Origin of the sequence: Micromonospora endophytica (assembly GCF_003236305.1) — a bacterium.
GTDB lineage: Bacteria > Actinomycetota > Actinomycetes > Mycobacteriales > Micromonosporaceae > Micromonospora > Micromonospora endophytica.
In genome coordinates this window covers 34,942-53,508 of sequence record NZ_POTX01000009.1, presented here as the reverse complement: position 1 = coordinate 53,508, position 18,567 = coordinate 34,942, and the positions used below count along the sequence as shown (strand labels likewise).

At 69.4% G+C, this 18,567-nt stretch carries 14 protein-coding genes and 1 pseudogene; 7 read left to right on the top strand and 8 right to left on the bottom strand.

What is annotated here, in order from left to right:
- The 3 genes and pseudogenes from C1I93_RS32230 to gyrB form a co-directional block, all read right to left on the bottom strand.
- A pseudogene (locus C1I93_RS32230) lies at positions 1 to 473 on the bottom strand (DUF3566 domain-containing protein); the annotation flags it as partial.
- A 4-nt stretch (positions 474 to 477) separates the two neighbouring features.
- Positions 478 to 4,257 (bottom strand): intein-containing DNA gyrase subunit A, encoded by a 3,780-nt coding sequence (gyrA, locus tag C1I93_RS02750; RefSeq protein WP_111241604.1) that lies wholly within the window; start codon positions 4,255 to 4,257, stop codon positions 478 to 480.
- Between the two features lie 128 nt (positions 4,258 to 4,385).
- A complete protein-coding gene (gene gyrB, locus C1I93_RS02745; RefSeq protein ID WP_111241603.1) occupies positions 4,386 to 6,332 on the bottom strand; it encodes a DNA topoisomerase (ATP-hydrolyzing) subunit B in 1,947 nt (648 codons plus the stop codon).
- A gap of 540 nt (positions 6,333 to 6,872) precedes the next feature.
- Between gyrB and C1I93_RS02740 the strand changes: the two genes are divergently transcribed.
- Complete coding sequence (locus C1I93_RS02740; RefSeq protein ID WP_111241602.1) at positions 6,873 to 7,454, top strand: hypothetical protein; 582 nt, start codon at positions 6,873 to 6,875, stop codon at positions 7,452 to 7,454.
- A 35-nt stretch (positions 7,455 to 7,489) separates the two neighbouring features.
- Here the strand turns inward: C1I93_RS02740 and C1I93_RS02735 are convergent, their stop codons facing one another.
- From C1I93_RS02735 to dnaA, 5 genes are all read right to left on the bottom strand, one after another.
- The gene (locus tag C1I93_RS02735) at positions 7,490 to 8,098 is read right to left on the bottom strand and encodes a DciA family protein (protein WP_111241601.1); all 609 of its coding nucleotides are present in this window, start codon (positions 8,096 to 8,098) and stop codon (positions 7,490 to 7,492) included.
- Positions 8,088 to 9,221 carry a DNA replication/repair protein RecF gene (gene recF, locus C1I93_RS02730; RefSeq protein ID WP_111241600.1) on the bottom strand — a complete coding sequence of 378 codons (1,134 nt, stop codon included), beginning with the start codon at positions 9,219 to 9,221 and terminating at the stop codon, positions 8,088 to 8,090. The genes C1I93_RS02735 and recF overlap by 11 nt, the downstream gene beginning before the upstream one ends.
- A 16-nt stretch (positions 9,222 to 9,237) precedes the next feature.
- Positions 9,238 to 10,110 carry a phosphogluconate dehydrogenase (NAD(+)-dependent, decarboxylating) gene (gene gnd, locus C1I93_RS02725; RefSeq protein ID WP_111241599.1) on the bottom strand — a complete coding sequence of 291 codons (873 nt, stop codon included), beginning with the start codon at positions 10,108 to 10,110 and terminating at the stop codon, positions 9,238 to 9,240.
- A gap of 43 nt (positions 10,111 to 10,153) precedes the next feature.
- Positions 10,154 to 11,287, bottom strand: coding sequence for a DNA polymerase III subunit beta (gene dnaN / locus C1I93_RS02720; protein ID WP_111241598.1), 1,134 nt, complete (start codon positions 11,285 to 11,287; stop codon positions 10,154 to 10,156).
- Between the two features lie 753 nt (positions 11,288 to 12,040).
- Positions 12,041 to 13,906, bottom strand: a complete 1,866-nt coding sequence (dnaA, locus tag C1I93_RS02710; protein WP_111241612.1) for a chromosomal replication initiator protein DnaA — start codon at positions 13,904 to 13,906, stop codon at positions 12,041 to 12,043.
- Positions 13,907 to 14,577: 671 nt separating this feature from the next.
- Between dnaA and rpmH the strand changes: the two genes are divergently transcribed.
- The 6 genes from rpmH (at position 14,578) to rsmG (ending at position 18,104) form a co-directional block, all read left to right on the top strand.
- Positions 14,578 to 14,715: a 50S ribosomal protein L34 gene (gene rpmH / locus C1I93_RS02705; protein WP_013736606.1), complete on the top strand. Its 138-nt coding sequence runs from the start codon at positions 14,578 to 14,580 to the stop codon at positions 14,713 to 14,715.
- Between the two features lie 35 nt (positions 14,716 to 14,750).
- Positions 14,751 to 15,161, top strand: a complete 411-nt coding sequence (gene rnpA / locus C1I93_RS02700; RefSeq protein WP_111241611.1) for a ribonuclease P protein component — start codon at positions 14,751 to 14,753, stop codon at positions 15,159 to 15,161.
- 77 nt (positions 15,162 to 15,238) lie between these two features.
- On the top strand, positions 15,239 to 15,478 hold the full coding sequence (gene yidD, locus C1I93_RS02695; RefSeq protein WP_111241596.1) for a membrane protein insertion efficiency factor YidD: 240 nt from the start codon (positions 15,239 to 15,241) through the stop codon (positions 15,476 to 15,478).
- A 3-nt stretch (positions 15,479 to 15,481) separates the two neighbouring features.
- Complete coding sequence (gene yidC / locus C1I93_RS02690; RefSeq protein ID WP_111241595.1) at positions 15,482 to 16,468, top strand: membrane protein insertase YidC; 987 nt, start codon at positions 15,482 to 15,484, stop codon at positions 16,466 to 16,468.
- Between the two features lie 222 nt (positions 16,469 to 16,690).
- Positions 16,691 to 17,275, top strand: coding sequence for a Jag family protein (locus C1I93_RS02685; protein WP_111241594.1), 585 nt, complete (start codon positions 16,691 to 16,693; stop codon positions 17,273 to 17,275).
- A gap of 115 nt (positions 17,276 to 17,390) precedes the next feature.
- The gene (rsmG, locus tag C1I93_RS02680; protein ID WP_223256314.1) at positions 17,391 to 18,104 is read left to right on the top strand and encodes a 16S rRNA (guanine(527)-N(7))-methyltransferase RsmG; all 714 of its coding nucleotides are present in this window, start codon (positions 17,391 to 17,393) and stop codon (positions 18,102 to 18,104) included.
- Positions 18,105 to 18,567: the final 463 nt, after the last annotated feature.

Here is an 18,567-nt window from a genome sequence, read left to right as displayed (position 1 = left end):
CCCGGAGGAAGCCCCCCACCATTCGCCGGACGCGCCGACCCGAAGGTACGGGTGGCTTCCGGCTTCGCCCCCGCCCCGCTCACCCTCGGCTGGGTGCCGGTCGCGCCACTGCCGAACTTCGGCAGCAGACCCGTGACGCCCGTCGAGGACTGACCCGGACGGGAACCGACCGGCTGTGTGGTCGACGGACTACCGGCGGCGGCGGGCGCCGATGTCGCGGCAGTCCCCTCCGAGCCGGCGGACTCGGCACCGCTCTGCTCCCCGGAGGCGGCCTCCTCGTCGTTGGCGGGCTTGTCCGGCGGCGGTGTCATACCCGGGGCCCGGGTGAATTTCGGGGCAGGCGCGTCGGCGGGGACCGTGGCCCGGCCCACGGCCGCGCGGCCGGTCGCTGGCGCGCCGCTCTTCGCGGCCTCCTCGTCGACCGGGTTGGCCGAGGTCCCCGCGTTCCCCGACTTCGCCTGTGTCTCCGTCATTCAACTAGTCCTGTTCGTCAGGCTCGTCGGCATTGCGAGCAATCGCCACGATAGTCACGCCGTCTGGAAGGTCCATCAGCTTGACCCCCATTGTGTTCCGGTCACGCGTACGGCGTACAGGCTTCACCGGAGTCCGGATGACACCACCGTTGCTGGTGATAGCGAACAGTTCGTCGTCCGGGTCGATCACCACCGCGCCGACCAGACCACCGCGCCGCTCGGTGATCTTCGCAGTCAACACGCCCTTACCTCCCCGGCCCTGCACCGGGTATTCCTCGATCGGGGTACGTTTCGCGTATCCCCCGTTCGTGGCCACCAGGACGTCCAGCCCCTCCCGGACGACCTCCATGGCCAGCAACTCGTCGTACTCACTGAACCGCATCCCGATCACACCCGAGGTCGCCCGCCCCATCGGCCGCAGCGCCTCGTCGGTCGCGTTGAACCGGATCGCCTGCGCGTTCTTGGAGACCAGCAGCAGGTCGTCGGCCGGGCCGACGAGCGCAGCACCGACCAGCTCGTCCTCATCGCGCAGGTTGATCGCGATGATGCCGCCGGAACGGTTGGAGTCGAACTCCTCGAGCCGCGTCTTCTTCACCAGGCCGTTCTTCGTCGCCAGGACCAGGTAAGGCGCCACCTGGTAATTCGGGATTTCGATGATCTGTGCGATCTGCTCGTCCGGTTGGAAGGCAAGCAGATTGGCCACGTGTTGGCCCTTGGCCACCCTACTGGCCTCCGGAAGCTCGTACGCCTTGGCCCGGTACACCCGCCCCTTGTTGGTGAAGAACAGGATCCAGTCGTGCGTGGAGCAGACGAAGAAGTGGCTGACGATGTCGTCCTGCCGCAGCGAGGCGCCACTGACGCCCTTGCCACCACGCCGCTGCGAACGATAGAGGTCAACCTTGGTGCGCTTCGCGTACCCCGTGCGGGTGATCGTGACCACCACGTCCTCCCGCGCGATGAGGTCCTCCATCGAGACCTCACCGTCGAACGGGACGATCTTAGTACGTCGATCGTCACCCCACTTCGCGACGATCTCGCTCAGCTCCTCCGAGACGATCCGCCGCTGCCGCTCCGGCTTGGCCAGGATGTCCTTGAGGTCGGCGATCTCCAGTTCCAGCTTGGCCAGGTCGTCCAGGATCCGCTGCCGCTCCAGCGCGGCGAGCCGGCGAAGCTGCATGTCCAGGATCGCGGTCGCCTGAATCTCGTCGATCTCCAGCAGCCGGATCAGACCCTGCCGGGCATCCTCGACCGTGGGCGAACGCCGGATCAGGGCGATCACCTCGTCCAGGGCGTCCAGCGCCTTGGCCAGACCGCGCAGGATGTGCGCCCGCTCCTCGGCCTTGCGCAGCCGGAACGCCGTCCGCCGCCGGATCACCTCGATCTGGTGCTCGACGTAGTAACGCAGGAACTGCGCCAGGTTCAGCGTGCGCGGCACCCCGTCGACCAGCGCCAACATGTTCGCGCCGAAGGTCTCCTGGAGCTGGGTGTGCTTGTAGAGGTTGTTCAGCACCACCTTCGCGACCGCGTCGCGCTTGAGCACCAGCACGATCCGCATACCGGTACGCCCGGAGGACTCGTCGCGGATGTCGGCGATACCGGCGAGCTTGCCCTCCTTGATCAGCTCGGCGATCCGCTCGGCCAGGTTGTCCGGGTTGACCTGGTACGGCAGCTCGCTGACCACCAGCGCCGGCCGGCCCCGCTTGTCCTCCTCGACCTCGACCACCGCGCGCATCCGGATCGACCCACGACCCGTTCGGTACGCGTCCTGGATGCCCGACTGGCCCACGATCAGACCATGGGTCGGGAAGTCCGGACCCTTGACGATCTCCAACAGCGCTTCGAGCGTGGTGGCCTCGTCCGCCTCCGGGTGCTCCAGGCACCACTGCACCGCCGCGCCGATCTCCCGCAGGTTGTGCGGCGGGATCTTGGTGGCCATACCAACCGCGATGCCCTCCGAACCGTTGATCAACAGGTTCGGAATCCGCGACGGCAGGATCGTGGGCTCCTTGGCCCGGCCGTCGTAGTTGTCTTGCAGGTCGACGGTGTCCTCGTCGATGTCCCGCAGCATCTCCATCGCGAGCGGGTCCAGCTTGCATTCGGTGTTGTGGCTGACGAACCCGTCGGAGACGAACGAGTGATCGTCGGTGTCCACCCGAATGCTGTAGACGGCCTGCACCCCCGCGTCGGTGACGGTGTCCACCTCGGCGTAGTAGAACCGGCCATCGACAAGCGGCTCGACCACGTCGAGCACCTCAGCGTTGGTGATCCGCGCCGCGATCTCGTCGCGGTCCCGCTCCCAGCGCTCGATCCGGTCCACGTTGTGCCGGCGCAGCCAGTCCCGCTCGGTCCACCGGCTCGCGCCGTGCTCCCGGATGAAGTCACCGACCAACGGAACGTGATCGCTGGAGAGCGCGGTGCTGCTCGCCGGGACGGACGCCAGCTCCGACTCCAGCTTGGCCTGCTTGCGACCGAGGAAACCGACGTGGGCGGCGAAGATCCGCGCGTCCCGGCGGTTGGTGATGACGACCTTGATCTCACCGTTGTCGTACCGGCACTGCCGGCTGATCACACCGAACTCCAGCAGCAGCTGCTGCACCTCGCGAGCCAACCGCTCGCTGCGCGTGGAGTACGAGATCTGGATGGTGTTGCGCGGCAGCAGCGACGACGAACCGTCACCCTCGAACAGCGCCTGAAGGAAGGCCCGCTTGATCGCCGCCGGCCCCTGCCAGACGAACTCCGGCACGAACTTCGCCGCACTCCGCGCCCCGACCAACTCACCGAGGACGCTGGACCGCAGCGCGGAGAGATCCTGGATGTCGAGTTCGTGCAGAACGCTCCCAGAGGCGATCACGCGCTCGGCAACGTACCGAGGACCGCCGACAGCGAGGTCGTAGGCGGCCAGCACCCGGACGAAGAAGTCGCGGTCGACGTTGTTGAAACCGGCCCGGTTGTCGCTGACCCAGCCTTCGCTGACGAAGGCGCCCGCGAGGACGGCGGCTTCGACGTGTTCGAGCATCGGGTAGCCGATCTCGTCCGGCACGCTGCGCTGGAGGACCACCCGGTCGCCGGGGGAGATCTCGGCGAGCAGCTTCCAGAGCAGGGTCGGCACGCCGGCCACGTCCACCAGGCAGAGCACCGGGTGGTTGTGGGTGCCGGTCAGCTCGTACCCCTCGCGGGTGCGCAGCCTCAGCGTCGGGTGCTCGCCGGAGTGGAAGAACTTGGAGGCGCGGACCAGGTCGCCGTTGCGGTCGCGGACCTTCAGCTCGATGTCGGTCTCGCTGCTCGGTGCCACGCCTGGCACCACATCGCCGATCCGCACGCTACCATTCACACTACGAATGCGGACATTTGCCGTAACGCAGTACCTCATGGCCGCAGCTGGATCGTTTCCGGGCGAACCGAAGTTGCCGTTGCCGTCGACCAGGGGGTAGCGCAGCGACCAGGGCTGGGCCATCCGGACCAGGGCGTCGTAGATGGCGGAGTCGCCGTGCGGGTGGAACTGGCCCATCACGTCGCCGACGACCCGGGAGCACTTCACGTAGCCGCGGTCCGGCCGGTAGCCGGAGTCGAACATGGCGTAGAGGATCTTGCGGTGGACCGGCTTGAGCCCGTCCCGGACGTCCGGCAGCGCGCGCCCGACGATGACGCTCATCGCGTAGTCGAGGTAGGAGCGCTGCATCTCCACCTCGAGCCCGACCGGCTCGATGCGGTCGTGCGAGACGACGGCGGCCTGCGCCTCGGGGACCTCGGGCTCGTTAGGTGTGGACTCGGGGGATTCGGTCACTTGTTAACCCTTATCAGAGTGTGAGTCGGTTTTGCGCTGTGGATAACGCCTGTGGATAACGCCTGTCCTGTGGATAACTCTGTGGATCGGCGGCCGGATCGGGCTGTCCCGGCACGGCCGCCGGCCCGTCAGATGTCCAGGAAGCGCACGTCCTTGGCGTTGCGCTGGATGAATGAGCGCCGGGCCTCGACGTCCTCGCCCATCAGCACGCTGAACAGCTCGTCGGCGGTGGCCGCGTCGTCCAGGGTGACCTGGCGCAGCGTACGGGTGGCCGGGTTCATCGTGGTCTCCCACAGCTCCGGGTAGTTCATCTCGCCGAGGCCCTTGAACCGCTGGATGTCGTCCGGCTTGGCGTTCGGCTTCTTCTGCTGACGCAGCGCGATCAGGCCGTCGCGCTCCCGGTCGGAGTACGCGTACTGCGCGTCGTCGCCCTTCCGGTTCCACTTGATCTTGTAGAGCGGCGGGGCGGCCAGGTAGACGTGCCCCAGCTCGACGAGCGGACGCATGAACCGGAACAGCAGGGTGAGCAGCAGCGTCTGGATGTGCTGGCCGTCGACGTCGGCGTCGGCCATCAGCACCACCTTGTGGTACCGCAGCTTCTCCATGTCGAAGTCGTCGTGGATGCCGGTGCCCAGCGCGGTGATCAGCGCCTGCACCTCGTTGTTCTTGAGCACCCGGTCGATCCGGGCCTTCTCCACGTTCAGGATCTTGCCGCGGATCGGCAGGATCGCCTGGGTACGCGGGTCGCGGCCCTGCTTGGCCGAGCCGCCGGCCGAGTCGCCCTCGACGATGAAGACCTCGGACTCGCGCGGATCGGTCGACTGGCAGTCGGCCAGCTTGCCCGGCATCGAGCCGGACTCCAGCAGCGACTTGCGGCGGGCCAGCTTGCGGGCCTGCTGGGCGGCGATCCGGGCGCGGGCGGCCTGCGACGCCTTGGTGATAATGATCTTCGCTTCGGCCGGGTTGCGGTCCAGCCAGTCGACCAGCCGGTCGTTGCAGACCCGCTGGACGAAGCTCTTCACCGGGGTGTTGCCCAGCTTGGTCTTGGTCTGGCCCTCGAACTGCGGGTTGGTCAGCTTGACGGAGATGATCGCCGCGAGGCCCTCGCGGATGTCCTCGCCGGAGAGCTTCTCGTCGCCCTTGAGCAGCTTCTTGTCCGCGCCGTAGCGGTTGACCACGCTGGTCAGCGCGGCCCGGAAGCCCTCCTCGTGGGTGCCACCCTCGTGGGTGTTGATGTTGTTGGCGAAGGTGTAGACCGATTCGCCGTACGACTCGTTCCACTGCATGGCGATCTCGAGGGACATGCCCTCTTCCTCGGCACCGAACTCGATCACCGTCTTGTGCATCGGGCTCTTCGAGGCGTTGAGGTGCCGGACGAAGTCGGCGATGCCGCCGTCGTACTTGAAGGTGACCTCGCGGGTCTTGCCCTCCTCGCCCGCCGGGACCCGCTCGTCGAGCAGGTGGATGGTGAGGCCGCGGGTGAGGAAGGCCATCTCCTGGAGCCGGCGGTAGATGGTCTGGAAGTCGAACTCGACGGTCTCGAAGACGTCGGGGTCGGGCCAGAAGGAGACCGCGGAGCCGGTCCGGTCGGTCGGCTCACCCTTGAGCAACTCGGTCGGCTTGGAGTGGTGGTACTCCTGCCGCCAGACGAAGCCGGTCTTGTGGATCTCCACGGCCATCTTGGTGGAGAGTGCGTTCACCACGGAGACGCCGACGCCGTGCAGGCCGCCGGAGACGGCGTACGCCTTGCCGTCGAACTTGCCGCCCGCGTGCAGCACGGTGAGTGCCACCTCGACACCCGGCTTCTTGAGCTTGGGGTGCAGGTCGACCGGGAAGCCCCGGCCGTTGTCGGTGACCCGGACCCCGCCGTCGGCGAGCAGCACCACGTCGATGGTGTCGCAGTAGCCGGCCAGCGCCTCGTCGACCGCGTTGTCGACCACCTCCCACACCAGGTGGTGCAGGCCGCGCTCGCCGGTCGACCCGATGTACATACCGGGCCGCTTGCGGACCGCCTCCAGCCCTTCGAGGACGGTGATCGATTCTGCGCCGTACTGCTGATTGTCCTGCGCTGCCACGCTCGGCCACTTTCTCGCGCCGTCCGCGCCGTCAGGCACGTCGGGCGCGGGTTCGGCGGACAGGACGCGACGTCGGCACGCGGACCGGCACCGGGGACAATTCCGGGGTACGGGTCGAACGCGCCGTTCGCCGCGGATGCCCGCGGATCGCGATCGGCTCGACCCGGTGTCGGACAGTGATCGCGGGCCCCGCCAGCGGGCCCGTGACCCGTCGCTCCGCACCGGGTCTTCGTCTCACCGCAATCTTACTGTGCGCGGGCGATAGAACCACCACTCGGCACCCCTTCGCGGCGGCTCAGATCTACGTAGCGGGCCGAACTGCGCTGTCCGCGACTCCCCCTACACGCAAGGGCATGATCGTCGGATCCGTCGCGTGACGGCCATCCCCCCTGACCGGTCCGGAAAACGGTCGCCGGGGACGGTACGGTGCACGGCGGACGTTCCCCGACGCTCGGGCCGGCCGGCCTTGATCTTTCCCGGCCGGAACCGGACGATCGTCTCGATTGACTCGAAGCGTGCTCGTTGAGAGGTGACAGCAGAATGGGGCTGGACAACGTCGCGGTCCAGTGGCCGCGGACCGGCCGCTTCTACGACCCGGTCGCACCGGCCGAGTTCGTCGACTTCGGCGACATCGTCGAGATGCCGGGCATCTCGGCGCCGACCGCCGCGCTCGCCGAACTGATCGCGAAGACAGGTACGGTGCGGGCCACCGCGTACACGGAGGTCGTGGATCTCATTCTCGGCCTGGACGGTGTGCTCTACGCCACTGAGGCCGCCGCCGAGGACGAGGATCCGGTCATCGACCCGGACGGGTGCTCCTGGATCGCCGGCGGCATCGAACGGTTCGTCGCGGCGCACCGGCCGCACGGTGACGCGGTCACCTTCGAGTCGGTCGGTACGGTGCTGCGTTCGTTGCTCTCCGACGGCCGCCTCGCCGAGCAGCAGTTGCGGTGGCTGGACAGTCGGCTGGACGCGTTGCGCGACGAGAGTGGCGCGGCACCGCAGTGGACCTTCACCTGCGCGGAGCTGAGCGTGGTGGCCGCCTTCTACCGGCGTTGCGCCGAGCGGGGGTTCGCCGTCTACGCCGAGTCGGCCGCGCCGCGCCGGGCACCGCAGCCGTAGCCGTATCCGTATCCGTAGCCGGGTTGTCGCTCCGGTCAGCCGTAGGTGTCACGGGGGCCACGGCCGCGTACCCGGCGGGGGCCACGCGACCATGAGGGCGCGGCCGGGCCATGGATGTGCAGCTTGCGGACCACGTTGTGGCCGACCTCGCTGGCGATCTGTTTCAGCAGCGAGCCGGCGAGCAGGCGAAGTTGGGTGGCCCAGGCGGTGGAGCGGGCCTCCACTGTCAGTTCGCCGTTCTCCAGCTTGACCGGTCGGCTGTGCTGGGCCACCTCGGCACCGACCACCCGTTCCCAGGCGCCGAAGACCGTCGCTTCGGCGGCTGGCTGCTGCCAGCCGCGCGCCTTCACCAGCCGGTCCAGCACCGCGCCGAGCAGTTGTGGGTCGCGCGGGTCCGGACCGGGGCCGGAGTAGCCGCGCAGCCGTCGTTCGCCGCCGGCACCTGTGGTGGCGCGCTTGCGGGTCCGGCTGGCGGTTTCGCGACGGGCCTTGGCCGCGTCGAGTACCGCGCGGGCCAGTTCGGGTCCGGATTTTCCGGCCGGTTCGCCGGCACCGCCGGCCGGTTCGCCGGCACCGCCGGCCGGGACGGCGGACCCGTCGGCGGGGGTGCCGGGGCGTTCCGGGCGGTGGGGTTCATTCGGCACGGCGCACCGTCCCCTCGGTCACCTGGTAGCGGGTGCCGCGCAGGGCGGCCGGTACGTCGTCGGCGACGGCGCAGGTCACCAGCAGTTGGCTGGCCCCGCCGACCAGTTCGGCGAGCCGGTCGCGTCGTCCGGTGTCGAGTTCGGCGAAGACGTCGTCGAGGACGAGCACCGGTTCGATGCCGTCGTTACGCAGCAGGTCGTAGCCGGCCAGCCGGAGGGCTAGCGCATACGACCACGACTCGCCGTGGCTGGCGTACCCCTTGGCGGGTAGTGGGCCGAGGGTGAGGGTGAGATCGTCGCGGTGCGGGCCGACCAGGGTGGTGCCGCGCTCGATCTCGGCGGTGCGGGACTCTTCCAGGGCGGTGGTGAGCGCGGTGGCGAGGGCCTGCCGGTCGGTGGTGGGTTCGGCGAGTTCCACCGAGGGTCGGTACGCGATGCCTGCCGCACCGCGTCCGGCGGCTACCGCGTCGTACGCCTTGGCCACGTGTGGGGTCAGTGCGGCGACCAGTTCGAGTCGGCCGGCGAGCAGTTCGGCGCCGTGGCGGGCCAGGTGGGTGTCCCAGACGGCGAGGGTGGACAGGTCGCCGCCGCGGGTGCCGCCGGTCTTGCGGGCCAGGTACGCGGTGCGTAGCAGCGCGTTGCGTTGCTTGACCACCCGGTCGTAGTCGGCGCGTACGCCGGCGTACCGGGGTTGCCGCAGCACGAGCAGGTCGTCGAGGTATCGGCGGCGTTCGGCCGGGTCGCCGCGGACGAGTTCGAGGTCCTCCGGGGCGAAGAGCACCAGCCGTAGTGCGCCGAGCACGTCGCGGGCGCGGCGGGCGGGTGATCTGCCGAGTCGGGCCCGGTTGGCCTTGCCGGGGACGATCTCCAGTTCGACGAGTAGTTCGCGGGCCTCGTGCACCACCGCGCAGCGGATGACCGCGGCGCTGGCGCCCATCCGGACCAGTGGGGCGTCGGTGGCGACCCGGTGTGAGTCCAGGGTCGCCACGTAGCCCAGGGCTTCGACGAGGTTGGTCTTGCCGACGCCGTTGGCGCCGATCAGCACGTTCGGGCCCGGTTCGAGGTCGACGGCGACCTGCTGGTAGGAGCGGAAGTCGACGAGTTCGAGCCGGCGGACGTACACGGGGGTCCGGGTGCCGTCAGCGCTTACGTACGGCGTGCCCACCGAACTGCTGGCGCAGTGCGGAGACGGCCTTGAGCGCCGGCGATTCGTCCTGTCGGGAGGCGAACCGGGCGAACAGCGAGGCGGTGATGACGTTGAGCGGCACGGCGAGGCGGATCGCCTCGTCCACCGTCCAGCGCCCTTCGCCGGTGTCCTCGGTGTAGTCGCTGAGTTGGGTGAGTGCCGGGTCCTCGTCGAGTGCCCGGTCGAGCAGGTCCAGCAGCCAGGAGCGGACCACCGTGCCTTCCCGCCAGGACTTGATCACGCCAGGCACGTTGGTGACCAGCTCGGAGGCGGTCATCAGTTCGTAGCCTTCGGCGTAGGCGTGCATCAGGCCGTACTCGATGCCGTTGTGCACCATTTTGGCGTAGTGGCCGGCGCCGACGGGTCCGGCGTGCACGAAGCCGTACTCGCCTTCGGGTTTGAGCGCGTCGAAGATCGGCATGAGCCGTTCGACGTGCTCCTGGGCGCCGCCGACCATGAGGCCGTAGCCGTTCTGCCGGCCCCACACCCCGCCGGACACGCCGACGTCGAGGTAGCCGATGCCGCGTTCGTTGAGTCGTTCGGCGCGGGGTGCGTCGTCGCTGAACCGCGAGTTGCCGCCGTCGATGATGATGTCGCCCTCGGTCAGGACCTCGGCCACCTCGTCGATGGTGGCGTCGGTGACGGCGGCGGGCACCATCACCCAGACCGCTCGCGGCGCATCCAGTTTCTCGGCCAGTTCGGCGACGTTCGAGACGTCGCTGCGCTCCAGGTCGTGGTCGAGACCGATGACCTCGTGTCCGGCGGTGCGCAGGCGCTCACGCATGTTGCCGCCCATTCGGCCGAGACCTATCAGGCCGAGCTGCATCTCGTGGTTACCTTTCGTGGGGTTCGGGTCTGCACTGCGGTGCTCAGCGGGATACGCGGATCGGCATGATGAGGTACCGGTACCCCGGGATGGGCTCGCCATCCTCGCCGGCGGGGGAAATCACCGCGGGCTTGAAGGCGTCGACGAAGTGCAGGACGGCGAACTGGGCGCCGAGGTTGGCCAGTCCGTCGATGAGGTACTGCGGGTTGAAACCGATGGTGAGCGAATCTCCGGTGAAGGTCGCCTCCATGGCTTCGCTGGCCCGGGCCTCCTCGGTGCCGCCGGCCTCGACGACCAGGCCGTCGGCGCTGAAGCTGAGCAGCACCGGCGTGGTGCGTTCGGCGACCAGGGCGACGCGCTTGACGACTTCGATGAGGGTGCTGACCGACACCCGGGCCTCGGCGTTGTTGGTGGCCGGGAAGAGTGAGCGGACGGGTGGGTAGTTCGCGCCGTCGAGCAGTCGACTGGTGGTGCGCCGGGTGCCGCCGGAGAAGCCGATCATTCCCTCACCGGCGGAGCCCTGGGAGAGGGCGAGGGTGACCTGGCCACCGAGCGGGCCGAGGGTCTTGGCGGTGTCGTTGAGCGTACGGGCCGGCACCAGTGCGTTGATGCTCAGTTCGGGGTCGTCCGGGTGCCACTCCATCTCGCGCAGCGCCAGCCGGTAGCGGTCGGTGGCGAGCATGGACAGGGTGCCGCCGGACAGTTCGATGCGGACGCCGGTCATCATCGGCAGGGTCTCGTCCCGGCTGGCGGCGACCGCCACCTGGGCGACGGCGGCGGCGAAGGCGGCGGCGTCCACGGTGCCGGCGCTCTCCGGCATCTCGGGCAGGGTCGGGTAGTCCTCCACCGGCATGGTGGGCAGGGTGAATCGGGCGCTACCGCAGACCAGTTCGAGGTGTGCCCCGACTGCGGCGATGTCCACCGGCTTGGCGGGCAGCGCCTTGGTGATCTCGGCGAGCAGTCGCCCGGAGACCAGGGCGGCACCGTCCGCGTCGCCCTGCACCTCGACTGTCACCTGGCTGGAGACCTCGTAGTCGAAGCCGGAGACCTGCAGGCTGCCGTCAGTGACGCGGAGCATCACTCCGGCCAGCACTGGTACGGATGGCCGGTTGGGCAGGCTCTTGGCGGTCCAGGCCACGGCCTCGGCGAGCGCGTCGCGCTCCACTCGGAATTTCATCACTGCCTCCGCGTCGACGTCGACGTCGTCAACTCTCTCATGCCGGACGCTGCCCACCGACCCGCCTGGTGTGCGGGTGCCCCTCGCACCTTAGGGCGCGAGGGTATCGGCTGTGTGCCCGACCCCTCGGATCGCGTCGGTGCTGACGGGTGTCTTCGGCAGCTACGACTCGGTCCACAGGAAGCCCAACGCCGATGATTGGTTTTTCGTTCTTTTAGAAGAGATAACCCATCGTCTTCGTAGCACCTGTGCAAACTGTGGAGAACTCGCATCGGTGCAGGTCAGGGCGTTATGCACAGGTGTTTTTCTTGTGGAGAACCCGGGGTATAACCGGGCCGTCGGTCCACAGGCCCTGTGGTGGCCCCAGGTTGTCCACAGTCGTCCACCGGTTATCCACCGGTTATCCACCGACTTTCTCCCCAGACCTGTGGACGGCCGGACCGGCCCGGACGGCAGTTATCCCCAGAACCTTCAACAGCTCGCCCACAGGGGTGGCGTGATCGGTGGATAACGCGGTGAGTTTTCCCCAGCCGTCCACAGGCGTCCACAGGGTTGTCCCCAGGGTTTCTCCACAGCCTGTGGGTAACTAGGTGCTGACAATGGGTAGCTATCCACAGGCTGTGGATAGCTGGCTGTGGACAACGATCGCCGGCTGTGATGGACACGCCTCGGATGGTGTGGTCTACACCTCGTCGAGGGTCAAGCTCGGGGCACGAAAAAAGCCCGGCGGAGGCCGGGCCTGTCGTACGCCGCTCAGGTGTTCTGCTTGATCCGGTTGGTCAGCTCGGCGATCTGGTTGTAGAGCGACCGGCGCTCGGCCATCTGCTGGCGGATCTTGCGGTCGGCGTGCATCACCGTGGTGTGGTCCCGGCCGCCGAACGCCTGGCCGATTCGCGGCAGCGACAGGTCGGTCAGCTCGCGACAGAGATACATGGCCACCTGGCGGGCGTTGACCAGCACCCGGGAGCGGGAGTGCCCGCGCAGATCCTCCAGGCTCACCCCGAAGTAGTCGGCGGTGGCGACCATGATCTGGTCGGCGTTGATCTCCGGGCCGGCGCCGTCCGGGATGAAGTCCCGCAGCACCTCCTCGGCGAGCGCCAGCTCCACGTTCGATCGGGTCAGGCTGGCGAAGGCGGTGACCCGGATCAGTGCCCCCTCCAGTTCCCGGATCGAGTTCGACACCCGGGAGGCGATGAACTCCAGCACGTCCGGCGGGGCGTACAGCCGTTCCTGGGCGGCCTTCTTCTGCAGGATCGCGATCCGGGTCTCCAGGTCCGGCGGCTGGATGTCGGCGAGCAGGCCCCACTCGAACCGGGTACGTAGCCGGTCTTCCAGCGTGGCCAGCTGCTTCGGTGACCGGTCCGAGGTGATCACGATCTGCTTGTTGGCGTTGTGCAGCGTGTTGAAGGTGTGGAAGAACTCCTCCTGGGTCCGCTCGCGGTTCTCCAGGAACTGGATGTCGTCGATGAGCAGGATGTCGACGTCGCGGTAGCGGCGCTGGAACGCGCTGGTCTTGTCGTCACGCAGCGAGTTGATGAAGTCGTTGGTGAACTCCTCGGTCGAGACGTACCGGACCGAGCGGGCGTTACCCAACGTGGTGGCGTAGTGGCCGATGGCGTGCAGCAGGTGGGTCTTGCCCAGCCCGGAACTGCCGTAGATGAACAGTGGGTTGTACGCCTTCGCCGGTGACTCGGCCACCGCGACGGAGGCGGCGTGGGCGAACCGGTTGGACGAGCCGATCACGAACGTCTCGAACATGTACTTCGGGTTCAACCGGTTGCCGCCGCTGTCCGCGCCGGTCGGCAGGCGTCGGTCGTCCCGGGGCCGGTGATCCGCGCCACTGCGCCCCGGTCCGTTGTCGGTGCCGCCGTCGGTGGGCAGCGCCCGGATGACGTGTTGGTCGCGGGGTGAGGCGCCGGGACCTTCGCCGAACCGCCCCCCGAAGCCTCGCGGCCCGGTGTCCGTCGGGTCGAGACGGCCACCGTGGTCGGCGAATCCGAGTCGGTCGGCGGGCGGGCGGGGTGCCTCACCCGACCGGTCAGGGGAGGCGGGCGGCTCGACGAACCCGGTGCCGAAGAGCGGTTCCTGGCCGTCGGCCACCCGAGGGCCGGTACGGGAGGTGTTGTCCGCCGGTGGGGTGTGGGTCGTGGGACGGTCGAAGCGGCCGTCGGGGGTGGCGGGGTCGAACTGGTCGTCGGGTGCGGAACGATCGAACCGGCCTGCGTGCTGCTGCTCGGGTATGAGCGGGAGCTGCTGCCGTCCGTCGGCCGGGAGGTCCGGACCCGGTGGGTAGCTGTCGTGGTCGGCGGGGGCCATTTCGGGGGCGCTGCGATAGACGGTGCCCACGGCACGGCCGTCGTCGGGTACGCGGACAGTCACGGCGACCTGCACCGGCCGGCCGAGCCGGCGGGTGAGCGCCTCGGTGATGGCCGGCCGCAGCCGCGACTCGATCACGTCCCGGGTGAAGGCGTCGGGCACCGAGAGCAGGACGGTGTCCTCGACGATGGCGCGTAGTCGGGTCAGCCGCAGGTACGCTCGCTGCTGCGCGGAGATGATCTCGTCGGCGAGTTCTTCCGTGGTCGCCGTCCACACCGCGGCAAGGTCGGTCGTACCGGCCACCGTCGTGCCACCCCCTCGCCTCTGCTCCCGGACGACGCCGTCGCCGGCCGTCTGGATGGCCTCGTGCCGAGCGGGCATCACCTCGTCACCCACCCGGCCGTCCCACCGGCCGTCCTCCACAAGTTATCCACAGCCTGTGTGCCGACCGATTGTGACCGCCCGCCGGACGCGGGTCGGATCTGCCCCCTGCCGTTGCCGGGCGCTGAAGCGGGTTCACCGTGCCGAACGACTCACCACCGTGTCCGGTCTTGCCTGCCGGCGACATCTCCGGACCTGGAGACGCTTACCGCAATCGGGCACGGTAACAGCGATGTCGTCGGCTCATCAACCGCCGACGCACCTGATCCTTGTCGGCCCGCACGAAACCACAGTCACGGCGGTGCCGCGCCGCAGGTGATCGTGGGTGTGGGTGGTTTGACGCTGATTGCACCCCGACCTAGGCTGGAGGGGCTGCTCTCACGCCCTCTGCTAGGGTGATGGGTGCTTGCTGCCCGCGGTCCGTTCCCCGCTCATCGCGGAGTTCGGGGCGGCGTCGCAGTCGGGAACGGCGTCTGAGTTCGACTGGCGTCGCACCCGCCTGGGCAGCACCGATCGGGGCCACCACAGCGGTGGCCTGGACCGCCACGACCCCGGCGACCTCGCCCGGGGCGTCCGACAACGGAGAGCCTGACGTGAGCAAGCGCACCTACCAGCCGAACAACCGCCGGCGCGCGAAGACCCACGGCTTCCGGCTGCGCATGCGCACCCGGGCCGGTCGCGCCATCATCTCGACCCGTCGTGCCAAGGGCCGCGCCCGCCTGTCGGCCTGAGGCCGATCGGGTCCGCTCCGGAGGACGTGGCAGTCGTGCTGGCAGCCGCGCAACGACTGCGGCGCAGTAGCGACTTCGCCGCAGCGGTTCGCGGTGGCCGTCGAGCCGGCCGAGGCACGCTCGTCGTCCATCTGAGCCTTCCGAGCACAGCCGGAACCACCGACACCGCGCCAAAGCCGGCGTGGGGTGGCACGGAGGCCGACTCCGCGCCGGAACCCCGCGCCGGCTTCGTGGTTTCCAAGGCCGTCGGGCCCGCGGTGGTCCGGAACCGGGTCCGTCGCCGGTTGCGGCACCTGGTCCGGGAACGGCTCGACACGCTGCCGGCGGGAAGCACCCTTGTCGTACGCGCCCTGCCGCCGGCCGCCGAAGCCACCTACCAGCGGCTCGGCACCGACCTGGATGCCGCGCTCTCCGCTGCCCGGCAGCACCGGGGACGGCGGCGGTGAACGTGGACCCGACGTCGACGGCAGCTACACCACACTCGTCCGGACCGCCGCCCCGCCCGGTCAGCGCCGGTGCCCGCGTGCTGGTCCTGCCCGTCATCGCGTACCGTCGGTGGATAAGTCCGGCTCTGCCGGCCCGTTGTCGGTTCTACCCGTCGTGCAGTGCGTACGCCCTGGAGTCGGTGGCGCGGCACGGCGCGCTCCGGGGAGCCGCGCTGACGGTCCGGCGGCTGTCGCGCTGCCACCCTTTCCATCCTGGTGGATACGACCCGGTGCCAGAGCCGGGCGGCCGCCGAGCTGCCGACGTGACTGGAGCCTGAGAATTGAGTCTCGACTGGATCTACTACGCGATTTCGTGGATCCTGCTGGCCTGGCATTCGGCCTGGGACGCGGTCGGGGTGCCGGATGGCGCGGTCCTCGGCACGAACTGGTCCTGGATCCTGGCGATCTTCTTCCTGGTGGTCACCGTCCGGGTGATCCTGTTCCCGGTCTTCGTCAAGCAGATCAAGTCGCAGCGGGCGATGCAGGCGCTCCAGCCGCAGGTCAAGGCGCTCCAGGAGAAGCACAAGGGTGACCGGGAGACGCTCCAGAAAGAGATGATGGAGCTCTATCGGAAGGAAAAGGCCAACCCGCTCATGGGCTGCCTTCCGATGTTCCTCCAGATCCCGGTCTTCCTCGGCCTCTTCCACGTGCTTCGGCGGCTCAACCCTGACCCGGCCAAGACGAACAAGGACATCTACGGCTGGTCCGTCGACCAGTTCAACAGCGCCTCCGACGCCACCCTCTTCACCGCGCCGATCGCCAGCAAGTTCGGCTCCACGGCGGCGGAGTTGGCGCAGCTCGGTGCGAACGGCACCGTGGTCAAGATCATGGCGGGTGTCCTGGTGCTGGTGATGATGGGCACCACGTACCTCACCAGCCGCCAGATGATCCTCAAGACCGGCTGGGCGGAGGACCCGCAGCAGCGGATGATCCAGCGGCTGATGCTCTACGGCATCCCGCTGTCGCTGTTGATCTCCGGTGCCATCTTCCCGATCGGTGTGATCATCTACTGGGTCACGAACAACCTCTTCACCCTCGGCCAGCAGCAGTGGGTGCTGCGCAAGTTCCCGCCGCCGGTGACCGCGACCAGCAAGGCGGGCACCGCCGGCCGCAGCGGTGCGCAGCCGGCGAAGAGTGGTGGCCTGCTCAGCCGGAACAAGCCCGCCGCGGCGCCGCCGGCGCCGGCCGCGCCCAAGGTCGCCGGGCCGAAGCCGGGCGCCAAGCCGGCCAACCCGAAGAAGGGTCGCCCAGCCAAGCGGAAGGGCTGAATCGTCCGGGCCGCCACCGGGAAGCCGGTGGCGGCCCGTTGCGCAACTGCGGCACCGCCGTGAGGCCGGAGCCCGAAGCGCGAACCGCCGCCCCTGCCGCAGCGAACGGGCGACACTGCCCCTGATGAAGACGTGCCCGTGGGCATCCGGCGACGTCCAGCCGGCCGCGGGAAACCAGCGGACCCTCACAGGGTCCAGCCGAGCGAGTACGGAGATGACACCGTGACCGACACCAGCATCCCCCGCGCTGACCAGTCTTTGGACGACGAGCCGGCCGCGACGGCTGCGGCCGACGGCGAGCCGGAGGAGACCGAAGCGGAATCGACGACGGGCAAGGCCGCCGGCGAGAGCGATCTGTTCCGGCAGAGCGAGATCGCTGCCGACTATGTCGAAGGACTGCTCGACATCCTCGACTACGACGGTGACATCGAGGAACTGGTGTCCGCCGGTCGGCCGGTGGTCGAGGTGGTCGGTGGCCGCCTACAGAACCTGGTCGGCCAGCGCGGTGCCACCCTGGAGGCGCTCCAGGAACTGGCCCGGCTCGCCGTCTTCCGGCAGACCGGCTCGCCCAGCCGGCTGCTGCTCGACATCGGCGGCTACCGGGCCAACCGCCGTAAGGAACTCGGAGCGGTGGCCCGCAACGCCGTGGAGAAGGTGAAGGAGCACGGCGAGCCGGTGCGGCTGGAGCCGATGTCGGCGTTCGAGCGCAAGTGCGTGCACGACGTGGTCAACGCGATCGACGGTGTGGAGAGCGAGTCCGAGGGTGTCGAGCCCAGCCGGCGCATCATCGTCCGCCCGGCGGACTGAACGGGTGGCGCAGGAGGACACGCAGTCCGGCCCGGGTGGCACGCCACCCGGGCCGGTGGCTGCCCGGCCCGCAACCCCCGGGTCACCCCCGACGGTACGGTCGGCGGATCCGGGCGTGGCGGTGTTGCCGCCCGAACTTGCCGAGGCGGCGCGGCAACTCTTCGGTGCCCGGCTCGACGTCGCCGCTGCGTACGCGGAACTGCTGGCCACCGACGGGGTGGTACGTGGTCTGATCGGTCCGCGCGAGGCACCGCGGATCTGGGACCGTCACCTGCTGAACTGCGCGGCGGTCGCGGAACTCGTCCCGATCGGCGCGACCGTGCTGGACGTGGGATCCGGGGCCGGCCTGCCGGGGCTGGTCCTCGCCATCGCCCGGCCCGACCTCACGGTGACCCTGATTGAGCCGCTGGCTCGCCGTACCGCCTTCCTCCAGGAGGCGGTGCAGGCGTTGGGGCTGGACGGGGCGGTCCGGGTGTTCCGGGGCCGGGCGGAGGAGGCGACCGCGGGCCCGGAGCCCGTACGCGGCGACGTGGTGACGGCGCGCGCGGTGGCGCCGCTGGACCGGCTCGCCGCCTGGTGCCTGCCCCTGGCGGTGCCGGACGGCCGCCTGCTCGCCCTCAAGGGCGCCTCGGCGGCGGAGGAGATCGTCGAGCACGAGGAGGCGGTGTACCGCGTCGGTGGTGGCACACCCGTACTGCACCGGTGCGGCGAAGGCGTGGTGGACCCACCGACGACGGTGGTGGAGATCGTCCGGGAGCGGGTCGTCGGCACCCCAAAGGCCACGGCAGCATCCCAGAAGTCCAGGTCGAGCCGCGCCCGCCGTCGGTGAACGACGGGCGATGAGCGGTCCGGCCGTCGATGGCGGCGAGCCCGGCCGGTGGCGGGGGCGAGCCCGGCCGTCGATGGTGGCGAGCCCGGCCGATGGCCCGGCGGTGGCGGTGGTAACGCGGGCCGAGCCGGCGTGGTGGTGAGCCCGGCCGGCCGCGGTGATGAGCCCGGCCGGCGGTGGTGAGTGGCCGATTTGGACGTGCCGGTCCCTGGGTGTGTTCGGCGGGTTGCGAACCCGACGTGGACCGGCCGCGCCCATCCGCCGTAGGCTGACCGCGCGTCGATAGTGTGGAGCGGGCGGCGGTGTCCTCCGGGACCCGGCCGCTTCCGCCGGGCGGTACCTCTGCGGAGAGCGCGCGAGTGGCCCGGTTGACGGGGTGCGGACCGACCATCCGAAGCGGGCAGGGATGACAGGTGCATGACGACGGCAGGTACGACGACCCACGGGTGACCGGGTCTGCGGA

Bases quoted from the DNA above. Each gene is read 5' to 3' on its own strand.
- dnaN (WP_111241598.1), bottom strand. From the start codon at position 11,287: ATGAAATTCCGAGTGGAGCGCGACGCGCTCGCCGAGGCCGTGGCCTGG.
- C1I93_RS02740 (WP_111241602.1), top strand. From the start codon at position 6,873: ATGGGGCTGGACAACGTCGCGGTCCAGTGGCCGCGGACCGGCCGCTTC.
- gnd (WP_111241599.1), bottom strand. From the start codon at position 10,110: ATGCAGCTCGGCCTGATAGGTCTCGGCCGAATGGGCGGCAACATGCGT.